This window comes from Chitinophaga polysaccharea (assembly GCF_007829335.1).
In the GTDB taxonomy this organism is placed as follows: Bacteria; Bacteroidota; Bacteroidia; order Chitinophagales; family Chitinophagaceae; genus Chitinophaga; species Chitinophaga polysaccharea_B.
Window position 1 is genome coordinate 268,876 of sequence record NZ_VIWO01000005.1, and the last position, 14,561, is coordinate 283,436.

The following is a 14,561-nucleotide window of genomic DNA, read 5'->3' on the forward strand; positions in this document are numbered from 1 at the left end:
GTAAACTTTCCACCAACAATTTATTAACCAACAAAACAAATGTATGAAAAAAAGTACAGTGGGCAATTGGCTTCCGCCTGGACGGAAGCTGTATAAACTGTTAATTTTTATGAAGCTTTCAATGCTGCTGATGACCGTTGCCTGTTTACACGTAAGTGCATCGGTACATTCACAATCTACTATTACGGTGAAACTTACACAGGTGCAGCTGGAGAAAGCGCTCGCCCTGTTGGAAAAAAACAGCCATTACCGGTTTGTTTACAACGACGACAACCTACCGGCAAACCATAAAATATCGTTAGATGCCAAAGACTGGAGCATCGATTCGGTATTGGATAAGATACTTAACAATACCTCCCTTGGGTTCAGGAAAATGTCGGACAACCTGATCGTGATTTCGCCAGCTGGTGCTGCCAGCAAAGACGTTGTCATAAAGGGCCGGGTGGTAAACCCTGCAGGCGAAGCTTTGCCCGGTGTAAGTGTACGGCTGAAAAATACCAGCATCGGCACCGTTACCAACGACAAAGGAAGCTTTGAATTAAAAGTTCCGGAAAATGCCATCCTGCAGATTTCCTATGTTGGCTTTGACCAGCAGGAAGTAGCTGTAAATGGCCGGGAAACTATCACCGTTACCCTGGAACCTTCAAAAAATTCCATGGAAGAGGTAATTGTGGTAGGTTATGGTACCCAGAAAAAGATCAACGTAACCGGCGCCATAGACCAGATTGCCGGTAAACAGCTGGCTGAACGCCCCATTGCCAACGTAATGCAGGGCTTACAAGGGCTAAGCCCCGGGTTGAACATCAGTTATGGTGGAGGCAAACCCGGACAAGTTCCCAACATCAATATTCGTGGCGTAGCCACCATCGCTTCTGCCAATGGAATGGTGCAACCATTGATCATTATTGACGGTATTACTGCCACTACTGATGATATGATGCGTCTCAATCCGACAGATATCTTGTCTATTTCCGTTTTACGCGACGCTGCCTCTGCTGCTATTTACGGTGCCAGGGCTTCTTTTGGCGTGATCCTGATCACTACCAAACAAGGTACCACCGGCGGTAAACAAACCGTGAGTTACAGCAATTACTTTGCAATGTCGCGCCGTACTGTAATGCCAGATCCTGTAACAGATCCATATATCTATTCCCGTGTATTGGAAACATCTACCAATAACACACCATGGGACTACGTTAACTTTTCTGACGAGTATTATAAATGGGCCAAAGAAAGATCTGATAACCCTTCTTTGCCGGATACCCGTATTGATCCGAGTGATCCGTCCAAATGGGCTTATATGGGCAGCAACAACTGGAATAACTACTTCTTCAGTAAAAATAACTTTTCCCAGAACCACAGCATTACAATGAGTGGCAGTGCCGAAACGGCTAAAAAAATGCCGATCAGCTACCTGCTGTCAGCCGACTATACCAAAGAAAACGGGTTAAATAAATTATCGAAAGATGACTGGGGACGCACCGGCATGCGCGCCAAGATCAATATAAAACCTATCAGCTGGTTACAGGTAGATAATAACCTGAGCATTTATCAAACAAAAGGCGATGGGCCTACCTATAACATAACTGACGTATATTACTTAAACCCTACACAGGTGGCGGTAAACCCCGACGGTACCTGGGCTAATACCGGCGCTGGACGCCTGGCAGCCCAACTGGTAGATGGCGGACGCAATGTTACCACCCGCTTCGGCTTCCAGGATGTAGTAAGAGGAGTAGCCTCCTTCCTCAACAACGACCTGCAGATTACCGGAGATGCAAGTTTCAAAAGAGAACTGTGGAAATACCACGTAGACCAGAACTACTACAAAATCGGGTATGGTCCCAAAGATATACGCCAGGAAGGCAACAGCTCAGTAACAGAAAACAATGCCTATAGAAAACAGGATGTTTTTGATCTCTACGCCAACTACCATAAAACCTTCGCCAAACATCATACTATCACTCTGATGGCAGGTTATAACCAGGAGAACTACGAATCTCAGGCCATTAATGCCAGCCAGAAAGATATCATATCTCCATCGCTGCCATATTTATCCCTTACCAGCGGGGCCCCTTTAGTGAGTGGTGTTTATGATTCCTATGCTATCAGAAGTCTTTTTGGAAGAATTAACTATACCTTCAAAGACCGCTATATTATAGAGGCTAATGGCCGGTACGATGCCTCTTCCCGTTTCCCCTCCACCAATCGTGTAGGATTATTCCCGTCGGTGTCGGCAGCCTGGATCGCCAGTGAGGAAAAATTCATCAAAAATTTCCCCCTGATATCCGTGCTTAAATTCAGAGGTTCCTACGGTAGCTTGGGTAATCAGAGTGTTTCCAACTTCGGTTATCAATTTAATCTTCCAACAGGAAAATCCTCTTACCTGATAGATGGTAATCTCAACCAGACCATCATTACCGGTGCACCATTGCTTAAAGTAGATCCCTCTACCTACACCTGGGAAATGGTAACGACCACCAACGTAGGTACCGATTTTGGTATCCTGGATAACCGCTTCCAGGGGTCTTTCGATTATTTTGTGCGCAATACCACCGGTATGTTAGCACCAGGACAGGAGCTTCCCGGCGTACTGGGTACCGCTGCTCCTATGCAAAACGCGGCTGACTTATCTACCCGTGGATGGGAACTGATGCTGGGCTATCGCAATAATTTCAATGTGGCTTCAAAGCCTTTCAATTTTGGTATTAAGGTTACTTTATCTGATGATAAGACCAAAATCACCCGCTATAAAAATGACCAGCAATTATTCAGTAGCAAGTATTACTCCGGACAAACCTTCGGCGAAATCTGGGGCTTAACCAATGATGGTTATTTCAAAAGCAAGGACGATATAAAAACGCTGGATGAATCAGCCATCGTTCCCTGGGGCGCCCTGGATATAGTACAAGGCTGGCCAAAATATAAAGACCTGGATGGAAACGGTAAAATAGAACAAGGTATTTCCGCCAAAGATCCGAAAGACCTGAAAGTAATTGGTAATTCCAGTCCACATTACCGTTATGGTATCAACCTGGATATGAGCTGGAATGGCATTGACCTCACTGTATTTATGCAGGGAATCGGCAAAATGGATTACTACCCGCACCATTATCTGTTCTGGGGCCCGCTCCAGCAGCCGTATGCGAATGTTTATCCGTGGAACCTGGATTTCTATCGCGCTACCGCCGATAATGAAGCGACCCGTGCACAACACAGCGCATCTTACATCAAAGCAGGACTGGCAGATGCCAATACCAATTCCTATTACCCGGTTATGCAGGCCTGGCTCGCAGACAATAACTACGGGAAAGGATTGGATCTTCCACAAACCAAATACCTGCTCAATGCTGCCTACCTGCGCATCAAAAATGTGACTATTGGTTATACATTACCTGCATCGCTGACCAAACGTTATCACATTAATCGCCTGCGCATCTATGCTTCCGGTGAAAATATCTTCGAGTTTTCCGCCATCAAGAAATACGTAGATCCGGAAGCTATTATAGACGGTTACGGCTGGGCTTATCCTTACCAGCGCAAATATGCCGTAGGACTAAACCTCGATCTGTAACACCGGAGACCATTTAAATATTACAACATGAAAAAACTTACACATCATATCATTCTTGGAGCACTGTTGTTGGGCGCTTCCTGTAAAAAAGATTTTCTGAACCGGTATCCCCAGGATCAAATAGCCGCAGACCTGTTTTTTAAATCGGAAACAGACCTGTCGCTGTATGTCAACGGCCTGCTTAGCCTGTCAGATACCTGGCAGTATACCGGAGATCAGGGTAGTGATAACACTGCTACCACGGCTTCGCTGGAAATAAAAAACATGATGACCGGCCACCCAAGTTCTCAAACCATTACTGGTGGATGGGGAGATTGGGGCAGGCTGCGTAATATCAATTTCTTCCTTGATCGCTACAGCGGAGCCGATGCTACCCAGGAAGTAAAGGATCATTACGCCGGCCTCGCCAGGTATTACCGCGCTATTTTCTATTTCGGTAAAATCACGCGCTTTTCCGATGTGCCATGGTATGGAAAAACCTTGCTCCCGGATAACCAGGATATGTATAAAGCCCGGGACCCACGCACCGTCGTGGTAGATAGCATGATGGCCGACTTGTCTTTTGCCGCTCAGCATGTGCGCGAAAAAGTATCTGCCGGCACGCCGAACCTTTGGGCAGTAAAAATGCTGTACGCCCGCATCGCCCTCTATGAAGGTACTTTCCGCAAATACCATCCGGAATTAAACCTGCAATCGACAGCCGGACGGTTCCTGGATACTGCACGAGCACAGGCACAGGATATTATGAATTCAGGCAAATTCACCATTTATAATACCGGCTCTCCAGCAAGCGACTATGCGGCTTTATTTAACAGCCAGGACCTCACAAGAATCGGTGAAGTGATATTAGCCCACCCTTACGACTATGTAAAGGGCGCAAGCGGTAACGTGAACGGCTACGTATTTGGTGATTATGAACAATCACCCTCCCGCGACCTGGTGCAAACATACCTGATGAAAGACGGTACGCGCTTTACCGATATTCCCGGTTATGATAAACTCCAGTTTACGCAGGAGTTTCAAAACAGGGACCCCCGCATGGCACAAACACTGGCGGCCCCCGGATTTAAACGTGCAGGAGATAACGCGCTCTATATTCAGCGTTTGAATAAAAACTTTACCGGTTACCACCAGGTGAAAGGGTATTTCAATACCACCGATAACAGTATTTCCGGCAGTATTGACTTCCCGGTTTATCGTTATGCGGAAACCTTGCTCACCTTTGCAGAAGCAAAGGCAGAACTAAATAACCTCTCCCAGGGCGATCTGGATCAATCTGTAAACCTGGTACGCGCCCGCGCTGGTATACCTCCCATTAACCTGGCGCTCAGTAATGCCAATCCCGATCCGGTACTGGCAGCTAAATACCCCGATGTAACCAGCAACCTGAAAGGCGTTATCCTTGAGATCCGCCGTGAAAGAAGAGTGGAATTTGCCATGGAAGGTTATCGCTTCGATGACCTGATGAGATGGCACGCCGGTAAACTGCTGGAAAAAATACCAGAAGGCATGTACTTCCCCGGGCTGGGCAAATATGACATGACCGGCGATGGTATTGAGGATATTATTTTGATAGATCAGAGCCAGGATATTCCGGCAGAAGATAAAAAAGAGAAAAATTCACTGGGAATTTCGCTGATCTATTACAAAGCTGGTAATATAGGAGAAAACGTAACGGTATATTTGAAAAATGGTACTGCAGGCGGCGCTATAGTAACCGAAACTGCCGCACGCACCTTTACAGAACCTAAATTCTATTACCGTCCTATTCCCTATACCCAGGTAGCATTGAATCCAAACCTGAAGCAGATTTTTGGCTGGGAATAAACCATTGTATGAATAGAAGAGATATATTAAAACATTCAGGCTTACTTGCAGCCGGTACCCTTCTGGGACCGGCTGCCGTGAAAGCCGCCGGCAACAGCAAACGCAGCCCGGTGCTAACCGTGGCACATATTACGGATGTGCATATACGTGAAGACCTCGACGCACCAGCGCGATTCAAAAAATGCCTGGAAGAAATCAAAAAGAAAAAGATCGATTTCTTCCTCAATGGCGGCGACTCTATCTTCGATGCCTCGTACGACAATGTGGTGCGCGACCGCGTAACGCAGCTCTGGGGTATCTGGGATGACTGTATCAGCAGCCTCAAATCCTACGAGGTACACAGCTGCCTCGGTAACCACGACATGTGGTGGAAAGCGCCGTCAACAGATGACAGCATGTATGGTAAAGACTATGTAGTAAAGCGACTGAAAATACCGCATCGCTACTATAGTTTCACCCGCAAGGGCTGGCATTTCATTATCCTGGATGGTAACAACGATAAAACCTCCCTGGATGAAGAGCAATACCAATGGCTGGAAAAGGATCTGCAGGCACTACCGGCTGGCACTCCTACCCTGGTGATGTCGCATTATCCTATCCTGGGCGTTACACCCATGCTGGTGGGCGGCGGCCATGGCGATCATCAGCGGTTGAAGTCCCTGTTTTTTCAGCACCGCGACAAAGTAAAAGTATGTCTCAGCGGCCATAACCACCTGGCCGACAACGCCGTTTACAACGGTATCCGTTACTGCTGCAATGGCGCCATGAGCGGCTTCTGGTGGGGTAAAGGCGATAAAGAATCTGCCGGCGAAGGATATTACCTGGAAACACCTCCCGGTTATGCCATCCTTCGCTTATATGCAGATGGCAGTGTAGAAAATGAATACATTCCGCATCACTGGTAACGGCAATTATGATATTTTGTATTGGGAGGCGCTTCATGCGCCTCTTTTTTGTGTAATGATCATCCCGGAAACCGTGCTAATTCACTGGCATCAAATATCCATTCCGGTGTCAGCAACTTGCCGGTAAATCCTGCTGTGAACCAGGGAGAAGCAGCTGCCGGGTTCTTTAAAATATGTATATCCTGGGCCGGCATATAACTTTGCGCCAGGAGGAAAATCCGGTCACCTGCGGCGTTTTCTGCCACATCTGCTACTATCACCGCATGCCCCGGGCTGCCTCCTTTAATGAATACATCGCCAGGTAACAGTTTTCGTGTATCCTTTACCGATGCCAGTTCCCGTCTGAGCGAAAGCGTACCTGCCCAGGAAAATACCGTTTCCAGGTACGACAATAAACAGTGATGTCCTCCGCAAGGCGACGCTGTCCGCTTTTGTTGCAGCTGGTTGTTTTTTAAAATCCAGCGGTCGCCTTTGCTCCATCCGTTATAATCCATCAGCGTACCACTGGTAGCGTGAAAGGCAATTTTTTCCGGCTGATTGCTGGCAAATAAATATTCTGCCCGCAGCCGTATCACTGCATCTGCACATTGCTGCAAATTTTTTGTACCAACAGAAATATCAAGTACTGCGAATTGCGCCTGTTGATTTTGTTTTAACTCGCCATTATAGAGATATACCCGGCTATCTTTTTTCAGCGGCAACCATCTTAACCAGGCGCCAAAAGAACCTGGTGGCTGCGAAAGGCGTTTATAACCCGGAGGCAGCGGGATACCGGCTACAGTCCGGGCCTGCGAAAAAGCGGCTGTACTGAAAAGAAGGGCAAATAACAATGAATATATCCGGGCTACCAACATATGAATAGTTTTAGAGAAGATGCATTTCTCTATATTTTCCATAACTGGCGGATCTCCTATACCTTTTCTTTCTGTGCAGGTGCCAGCATACGCTGGATAGTAGCCGATTTCAACGCTCTTCCTATAAACACCAACGTAGAAGAAGGATTAGCATCTTCCCACTCTCCTGCAGGTACAATATGCAGGTACCGGCCGGTAGATTGCACCAGCATTTTTTCTTTACTGTTGTAGGCGCGGATATACCCTTTGATACGGTACAACTGATCGGGATAGGCGTTACAGTAAAAATCAAGCACAAACACAAACATATTCAGATCAAAGGCGATAGGCGATTCAAACAAAACAGTGTTGATCTTATGGGGCTGTTTCACCGGAGCTACGGCCTCCTTTCCAGGGAAGGGTTTCTCCCGGAATTGCAGATCCTTCCGTGAAACAGTACCCGTTTCGGAGGTGGTGATGAAAGCCAGGGGATTCATTTGCTCCAGTTGCTGCGACAAATAAACGAGCTGGGGTACCGGTAGTTGCTGTATTTTATTAATGATGATCACATCTGCCGCGGCCACTTGCTTACCCGTTTCCGGCGCCTGTTGCAGGCGTTCAAAGATATTTTCCGCATCCACTACACAAACAGTGCTTTCCAGCTTGTAGTGACGCTGCACATCTGGTAAATGAAACATGCCGATGATATTGCCTGCGTCGGCAATGCCGGTGGTTTCTATGAAAACATGATCCGGCCGCTGCTCCTGGCCAAGTATATTACCCAGTACTTCCAGCAGGTCATTGTCGAGCGAGCAACAGATACAGCCGCCCGTGAGTTCATAGAGCTGATCAATTTTAGCATCGATCAGGCCTGCATCAATATTCACTTTGCCTACCTCGTTTTCGATCACAATATTACGGGAGCCTGTAAACTGTTGCAGTAAGCTATTCAGGATAGTTGTTTTGCCCGCTCCCAGGAAACCGGTGATGATGTAGACTTTTATCGGATTATCTCTCTCCATATGCTTTATAAAATTTAAAAAAATAAATACCCAGCAATACCAGGGGAAGGCTCAGGAGCTGTCCCATATTCAACAGGTAGCCATTTTCAAAGGCTACCTGGTTTTCTTTAACGAATTCGATGCAAAAGCGGGCAGTAAATACCAGTAAGAGCAAACTGCCAAAGAGTTGCCCCGGCCGGGGTGACTGATAATAGCGGTATAGCTGCCAACAAAAAATAAGCGCGTAACAAAACGCCTCGTACAATTGCGCCGGATGTCTGGGCTGCGCATCTACGCGGGTAAATATCACCGCCCAGGGCAGTGTGGAAGGCAAGCCGATGATTTCAGTATTAAAAAAATTACCTATACGAATAAGACTTCCGGCCAGCGGTACCACTATCGCCAGCCGGTCGAGTAACCAGGTAAGCGATAGCCGGTATTTTATACTGAAGCGCCAGGCCGCCAGCAGAATACCGACTGCTGCGCCGTGGCTGGCCAGTCCTTCGTAGCCGGTAAACTCCACCTGCCCGTTACGGAAAGCAACCGGCAGAAAAATTTCCCAAACATGAGTTTTGTAGTAGGCGGCATCATAAAAAAGACAATGCCCAAAACGTGCGCCCAACAAGGTGCCTGTCACCATGTATACCAGCAGGCGATCGAGCGTGCCCGGCGGTACCTGTTCCTGCCGGAAAATCCGGTCCAGCAGCGTATAGGCAGCCAGGATAGCCAGCATAAAGGCAACGCTGTAATAACGCAGGGACAGGCCTCCCAGCCGGAACATTTCCGGGGATACGTCCCACGACAATATCATTATTTTATCCATTTCACAAATTTGCAACAATGTTGCAAATTAACAAACAACTATCCAAAATAATCTTCCGGGAAGCGGTGAATGCATCATCAAATCTCGACATGAAATTTTACCTTTGTCGGCATGTCGCTATTTATTACTTCATTGAATTCGGGAAGCAACGGGAACTGTTATTATATTGGAAATGACAGTGAGGCAGTGTTGATAGACGCAGGTATTTCCTGCCGTGAAACGGAGAAGCGGATGACCCGCCTGGGGCTTTCCATGAAAAAAGTAAAGGCGATCTTTATCTCCCACGAACATAGTGACCATATCCGGGGCGTAGAAGTACTGGCTAAAAAATACCGGCTGCCGGTATACATTACACCCGGTACCCTCACCCATGGAGGCTTATCACTCGATGCCCAGCTGGTGGTGGACTTTAACCCGTATGAGGCCATCCAGGTAGGCAACCTGTCTGTTACCGCATTTCCCAAACATCATGATGCATCGGAGCCACACAGCTTTGTGGTGAGTGGCAATGCCGTTACCATTGGTATCTTTACAGACATTGGCGCTCCCTGTGAACATGTAGTCCGCCATTTCCAGCAATGCCATGCCGCCTTCCTGGAAGCTAATTATGATGAAGAAATGCTGGAAAAAGGGCGGTACCCATATTACCTGAAGAACCGCATCCGCGGCGGTAAAGGCCACCTGTCCAACCGCCAGGCGCTGGAGATTTTTACCGCACACCGTCCGGCATTTATGAGCCATCTCCTGCTCTCCCACCTCTCCCGCGACAACAACAGTCCCGACCTGGTGCAGGCACTTTTTGACGAGCATGCCAACGGCACACAGATTATAGTAGCCTCGCGGTACCAGGAAACGGCCGTATTTACCGTCAATGCTGCTAATGCCGGGGAAGCCATTGCAACAACGCCACCTCCCATATCAACAGAAGCGCTGCAGGGAAAACTGTTTTAAGCCGGGCTCGCTTCCAGGCGGTAGATGATGTTCCGCCACATACTGTTTAAGGGCCTCCACACCTCGTATTTCATCTCACTAACGCCTGGCATCGGTTACGCCAGGTGGAGCGTCACCCCACAAAAGCAGGCCGTAACACAAAACACCCCATGACAATCAAACAAAAACGCCCGCTTCCTTGTATATTTCTGTGCATGTTCGCAAACCTGTTGGCATGTTTTATGGCCGATATTCCATTACATCAAATTAATATTACACATGGAAACAATAACCGCCGCCGTTACCAACGAAATACTGAACGACCTGATTGGCATCAACAATGACCGCATTGCCGGTTATGAAAAGGCGCTACGCGAATTACCTCCCACTGATGCAGACCTCAAACCTGTCTTCTCTGCCATGATCACGGAAAGTCACCAGCTCCGGAACGCATTGGGCAACGAAGTACAGGCCAACGGAGGTACCATGGAAACCGGTACCACCGCTGCCGGTAAAATATACCGCGCCTGGTCAGAAGTAAAAGCATTGTTTTCCGGGCATGACCGCAGAACAATACTGGCCAACTGCGAAGCTACAGAAGATGCTGTATTGCAGGCCTACCAGGACTCGCTCGACCTGGAAACCATGCCGGCCTACATACGCGAATTACTTACCCAGCAAAAGGCTTTGCTGAAACAAGCACATGATAAGGTGAAAACATTACGCGATCAGGCCAGAAAATAAGAATGTTTATATTGCAGTCAAACCGATTGCTTCAATGACACATACATTGCCGGCCTGGTATAATCAATTAATGAAAAAATACCCGGTAGTAACATTAGCAGAATGGCAGCTGCTGGATTCCATTGCCACTATAAAACATATTAAAAAAGGAGATGCCTTTTTACGCTATGGAAAGGTAGCCAGGTATTCTGCTTTTGTTATCTCCGGGATGTTCAAATTTGCCATCTTCGACGAAGAAGGCAATGAAAAAATTGTGAAGTTCAGTTTCCCGAATGACTTCCTCGCCAATTGCGAAAGCTACAATAAAAAGGCCCCGTCTGCGCTCAGCATTGTTGCCGTAGAAGATGCCGTGGTGTTGAAAATCAATATCAAAAAGATACAACCGCTTTATGCCCTGCACATGAACCTGCTGCATGTAAATCTTCAGCTGTTCCAGGAACTACTGGAGCAACAGGCAGAACATCAATATATCCTTTCCCTGAAGAGTCCCTTGCAACGGTATAAATTCCTGCTGGAAAAACGCCCTGCCATCATACAAAAAATATCGCTCACCAACATTGCCCGCTACCTGTATACCAGCCGGGAAGCTATTAGCAGGGCCAGGCTGTTGCTGCTGAACCGTACCCGCAACGTTTGTGATTGAAATCACACCCTTAATGTAAGCCGCACTATAGTTTTGTATGCAAAAAAGGTATGAAACAAAGCATGCTTTTATTGCACGGACTATTCGGCGGGCTTAGTAACTGGGAAGGCGTTGTTAATCACTTCTCTGCACGCTACGACATTCATATCCCTGTTTTGCCTATCTATGATGAGCATCCGGGAGATAACCTGGAATATCTTGTACAATTTCTCGATCAGTACATAACGTCTGCAGGGCTGGAAAATGTAATCCTGGTAGGCAATTCATTGGGAGGTCATGTAGCCATACTGTATACCCACCGGCGCCGGGAGAAGGTTGCCAGGCTGGTATTGACCGGCAGCTCCGGACTATACGAAAATACCAGTATGGGTAGTTATCCTAAACGTGGTAGCTACGACTATATCCGCGAACGGGTGGCTTACACTTTCTATGATCCTGCCACCGCTACTGATGCCCTCGTGGCAGAAGTATTCAGCACAACCACCAATGCCCGCAAGTGTTTTCGGATTGTAAAAATGGCCAAGTCGGCCAACCGTAATTACGTAGCCAGCCTGCTGCCGCATATCCCCACCCGCACCTTGCTGATCTGGGGAGAAGACGATAAAATTACGCCGCCGGAAGTAGCACAGGAATTCAGGCGCTTGTTGCCACAGGCAGAATTGGTGATGCTGGCAAAATGTGGACATGCCCCTATGATGGAACTTCCGGCGGCGTTCAATGAAGTGTTGACATCCTTCCTGGAGAAAGACTAGCCTTTACGTAACAGGAGTTTCCGGTACCCTATCCATCCGGCAGCACCGATCAGCAGGAAAGGCCATAGCTCAACAAAGAAGAGCAAAATGTTGCGGAATATATCCGCGCCGCCACGCAGGGCTCCGGCCAGCTCCGTTCCAAAGCCGGCACGGCTCATTTTCGCGGGATTCACCACTATTTGTACATCTGCTACTTCTGGTTGAAAAAGCTGTACGGTGAATGTCGAGTAAGCCACATCATCCAGGATCGTGAGGTTGCTGATCCGGCGATCTACCGCCTGTTCCCCACGCTGATCGTTATACTCCGCAATGTCGAGCGTATTGCCTTTTTTGGAAGGCGCTACCGCCTTGCCCGCACTGTTTTCCTGTTGCTCATTCTTCATAGCGTTGGCCAGGTATTTCAGGGTCATATCCTGGTCTTTTACCACGCGATGATCAATGTAAACAGCGGTGGAAGTAAGTGCACGCACCACCATATCCAGGCTGTCGACCGGCACTCTCAGGGTAAGATTGGCTACGGGCGTGTAAAGCTGTACACGTTTTACGGAATCGGCCGAATAAGGCAGGCGGTACTGTTCTACCGATTCGTTTTGCAGATTGCTTTCTTCTACTACGCCGCCAGAGCGGGTTACCAGTTGCTCCAGTGCGCTGGTGGAGGCAAATACACTGGCTACCCGGCACCGTACATCGGCGGATTTTACCCGCTTCCGCGAGGTAGAAGTAATACGACTCATGTCATTGGAGAAGGTAGTGGAATCGGCCGTGGCTGCATATGTTGCCATGGCTTGTTTTTCTGCTCTATTAGCGCTGCAGGCGCAGCAAAAGAGCACGGGGATCATCAAGTACGAGAATGAAAGGCGCATAACAAGGAGAATTTAAACTTTATACAAACAGCCGGGAAAAGGTAACCTTCCTGATTTGTTAAAATATTTTTCGTTCTCCCACACGATAAAAATCGGATGCCTGATTATTTAGTATCTTTATTACTCATTATCTCATGTATCATGCCCGTACTTCCTCAGAAATACCAGTCAAGGAAAGCAGAAATCACCACTGCTTTTATTGAAGCGGTCAACAAACATGTGGATCAGATTATGGATGGCAGTGCAGATCATATGTACCATATCAAAGACATTGCGAAGCTGCTGTTTATTCACCCGGTGCACCTCAGTAATACCATTAAGCTGCATACCGGCAAAGCGCCCTGCTATTTTTTTGAAATGAGGCTAATGGAAGAAGCCAGGAAAATGTTGCAGATGCCGCAGTTGAGCATCACGGAAATCGCCGCCAAACTGACGTTCGACAATTCCAATTTCACCAAATTCTTTAAACGGTTTGAAGGAGTGACGCCCTCTCAATATCGGCTGCAATGCGCAGCCACGGCATCCTCAGAGGTAACGCTGCAGGTAGATGGGCTTTAGAAAAAAGTAGTTATTCAGTGGTTTGTTGTCAAACAAATCACCATCATCATAATAAAATCCGTTGATAAATTCCGTTTTGGAATTGAGCTGTACTTTGCCTGTTGAATGTTCTACGATAAAATATACCGGGATAATGACATAATATTTCCCACTCTTCCCGGTTAACTTGTTCCACCTGATATCCAATTCCTGTAGTCTGAATAAACGGGGTTTTAAATCACTGGCCACATTGGTAGAGCAGTCGAGCTTTGTAATATTTCCATGATCTATTTCTGCTTTCATTGAAAAAGCAAGGCTGGTACTCCCGGCTTTCATGGGAATTAATGCCGTATCCATAAAACGGGTTAACTGCTGGTACGTATTGCTGAATATGGGCGTTTGTTGCGCCTGAACAATAAGGTGGGGAAATAAACTACCTATGATGATAATGAGGCTAATAATATGGAAGCGGTTAGATCTCATAAAACCTGTTTTCATATAACATGAAATAACGTTAACGCCTACCCTGTTAATATTAAGATACGATATCTTCCACCTAAAAAGATCGCAGGAAAAGAAAAAAAATAACGGTAAAATAGATTCGATTGAATCGCATCAGCTTGCATATAATATCTAAGTATCATTTATTCGCGGGGAAAGAAATAAAGCTGGCAACGATCCACCTGCAAAATGAATAACGTTTTATCCGGAAGAATATTATCCTATTGAGACATAAAGTTTTCAGCAGGACAAGGGGCTGTCCAGGTCGGCGACTGGAGCGCCTGTGAGCCTGGTAATCAGCGTTATCAGCTCCGGTTCCGTGATAGCATGATGGCATCGTTGCAGTGTAACGGCGATCAGCTGCCGGGGCGTTACAAACGGCGCCGGGAAATCTTCATCTGCATAGTCAATACCCAGCTGCTCTTCCATTGCCAGCAACAGTTCCAGGAACCCGGCATACCAGCTATTTTCTGCCAGCATGTTCCGGGTTCGCTCCTGTGCTTCCGGAGAATATATGGTAATATGCCCACAGCGGCTGCATACCACTTCCGGTAGCAGCAGATCTGCTGTAGGCATGCGCTGCATCTCATGGCATTGCTCACAAACAAAAACCCGAAGTCCCATTGTA

At 47.3% G+C, this 14,561-nt stretch carries 14 protein-coding genes; 8 read left to right on the plus strand and 6 right to left on the minus strand.

Annotation, left to right across the window (positions count from 1 at the left end):
- The first annotated feature begins 109 nt into the window (after positions 1-109).
- The 3 genes from FHW36_RS18000 to FHW36_RS18010 are packed head-to-tail and all read left to right on the plus strand — an operon-like array spanning position 110 to position 6,306.
- Positions 110-3,574: a SusC/RagA family TonB-linked outer membrane protein gene (locus tag FHW36_RS18000; RefSeq protein ID WP_186452507.1), complete on the plus strand. Its 3,465-nt coding sequence runs from the start codon at positions 110-112 to the stop codon at positions 3,572-3,574.
- 27 nt (positions 3,575-3,601) lie between these two features.
- Positions 3,602-5,401, plus strand: a complete 1,800-nt coding sequence (locus tag FHW36_RS18005) for a RagB/SusD family nutrient uptake outer membrane protein (RefSeq protein ID WP_145670963.1) — start codon at positions 3,602-3,604, stop codon at positions 5,399-5,401.
- Between the two features lie 8 nt (positions 5,402-5,409).
- Complete coding sequence (locus FHW36_RS18010) at positions 5,410-6,306, plus strand: metallophosphoesterase family protein (RefSeq protein WP_145670964.1); 897 nt, start codon at positions 5,410-5,412, stop codon at positions 6,304-6,306.
- A gap of 59 nt (positions 6,307-6,365) precedes the next feature.
- Here the strand turns inward: FHW36_RS18010 and FHW36_RS18015 are convergent, their stop codons facing one another.
- The 3 genes from FHW36_RS18015 to lgt are packed head-to-tail and all read right to left on the minus strand — an operon-like array spanning position 6,366 to position 8,963.
- The gene (locus FHW36_RS18015) at positions 6,366-7,160 is read right to left on the minus strand and encodes a DUF4846 domain-containing protein (protein WP_222429114.1); all 795 of its coding nucleotides are present in this window, start codon (positions 7,158-7,160) and stop codon (positions 6,366-6,368) included.
- Positions 7,161-7,216: 56 nt separating this feature from the next.
- Complete coding sequence (locus FHW36_RS18020; protein WP_145670965.1) at positions 7,217-8,161, minus strand: CobW family GTP-binding protein; 945 nt, start codon at positions 8,159-8,161, stop codon at positions 7,217-7,219.
- Complete coding sequence (gene lgt / locus FHW36_RS18025) at positions 8,148-8,963, minus strand: prolipoprotein diacylglyceryl transferase (RefSeq protein WP_145670966.1); 816 nt, start codon at positions 8,961-8,963, stop codon at positions 8,148-8,150. Before lgt ends, FHW36_RS18020 begins: the two co-directional genes overlap by 14 nt.
- Before the next feature lie 111 nt (positions 8,964-9,074).
- On the opposite strand from lgt, the gene FHW36_RS18030 reads away from it, so the two are divergent.
- The 4 genes from FHW36_RS18030 (at position 9,075) to FHW36_RS18045 (ending at position 12,032) form a co-directional block, all read left to right on the plus strand.
- Complete coding sequence (locus FHW36_RS18030; protein ID WP_145670967.1) at positions 9,075-9,914, plus strand: MBL fold metallo-hydrolase; 840 nt, start codon at positions 9,075-9,077, stop codon at positions 9,912-9,914.
- 258 nt (positions 9,915-10,172) lie between these two features.
- Positions 10,173-10,637, plus strand: coding sequence for a PA2169 family four-helix-bundle protein (locus FHW36_RS18035; protein WP_145670968.1), 465 nt, complete (start codon positions 10,173-10,175; stop codon positions 10,635-10,637).
- Positions 10,638-10,671: 34 nt separating this feature from the next.
- Positions 10,672-11,280, plus strand: a complete 609-nt coding sequence (locus tag FHW36_RS18040) for a Crp/Fnr family transcriptional regulator (RefSeq protein WP_145670969.1) — start codon at positions 10,672-10,674, stop codon at positions 11,278-11,280.
- 50 nt (positions 11,281-11,330) lie between these two features.
- The gene (locus FHW36_RS18045; RefSeq protein ID WP_145670970.1) at positions 11,331-12,032 is read left to right on the plus strand and encodes an alpha/beta fold hydrolase; all 702 of its coding nucleotides are present in this window, start codon (positions 11,331-11,333) and stop codon (positions 12,030-12,032) included.
- Here the strand turns inward: FHW36_RS18045 and FHW36_RS18050 are convergent.
- Complete coding sequence (locus tag FHW36_RS18050; RefSeq protein WP_186452508.1) at positions 12,029-12,814, minus strand: DUF4349 domain-containing protein; 786 nt, start codon at positions 12,812-12,814, stop codon at positions 12,029-12,031. The genes FHW36_RS18045 and FHW36_RS18050 overlap by 4 nt on opposite strands.
- 222 nt (positions 12,815-13,036) lie before the next feature.
- On the opposite strand from FHW36_RS18050, the gene FHW36_RS18055 reads away from it, so the two are divergent.
- Complete coding sequence (locus tag FHW36_RS18055) at positions 13,037-13,453, plus strand: helix-turn-helix domain-containing protein (protein ID WP_145670972.1); 417 nt, start codon at positions 13,037-13,039, stop codon at positions 13,451-13,453.
- Here FHW36_RS18055 and FHW36_RS18060 read toward each other — a convergent pair.
- Together FHW36_RS18060 and FHW36_RS18065 are read right to left on the minus strand one after the other, a co-directional pair.
- Complete coding sequence (locus tag FHW36_RS18060; protein WP_145670973.1) at positions 13,421-13,915, minus strand: hypothetical protein; 495 nt, start codon at positions 13,913-13,915, stop codon at positions 13,421-13,423. The genes FHW36_RS18055 and FHW36_RS18060 overlap by 33 nt on opposite strands.
- Positions 13,916-14,173: 258 nt before the next feature.
- The gene (locus FHW36_RS18065) at positions 14,174-14,557 is read right to left on the minus strand and encodes a hypothetical protein (protein ID WP_145670974.1); all 384 of its coding nucleotides are present in this window, start codon (positions 14,555-14,557) and stop codon (positions 14,174-14,176) included.
- Between the last annotated feature and the right edge of the window lie 4 nt (positions 14,558-14,561).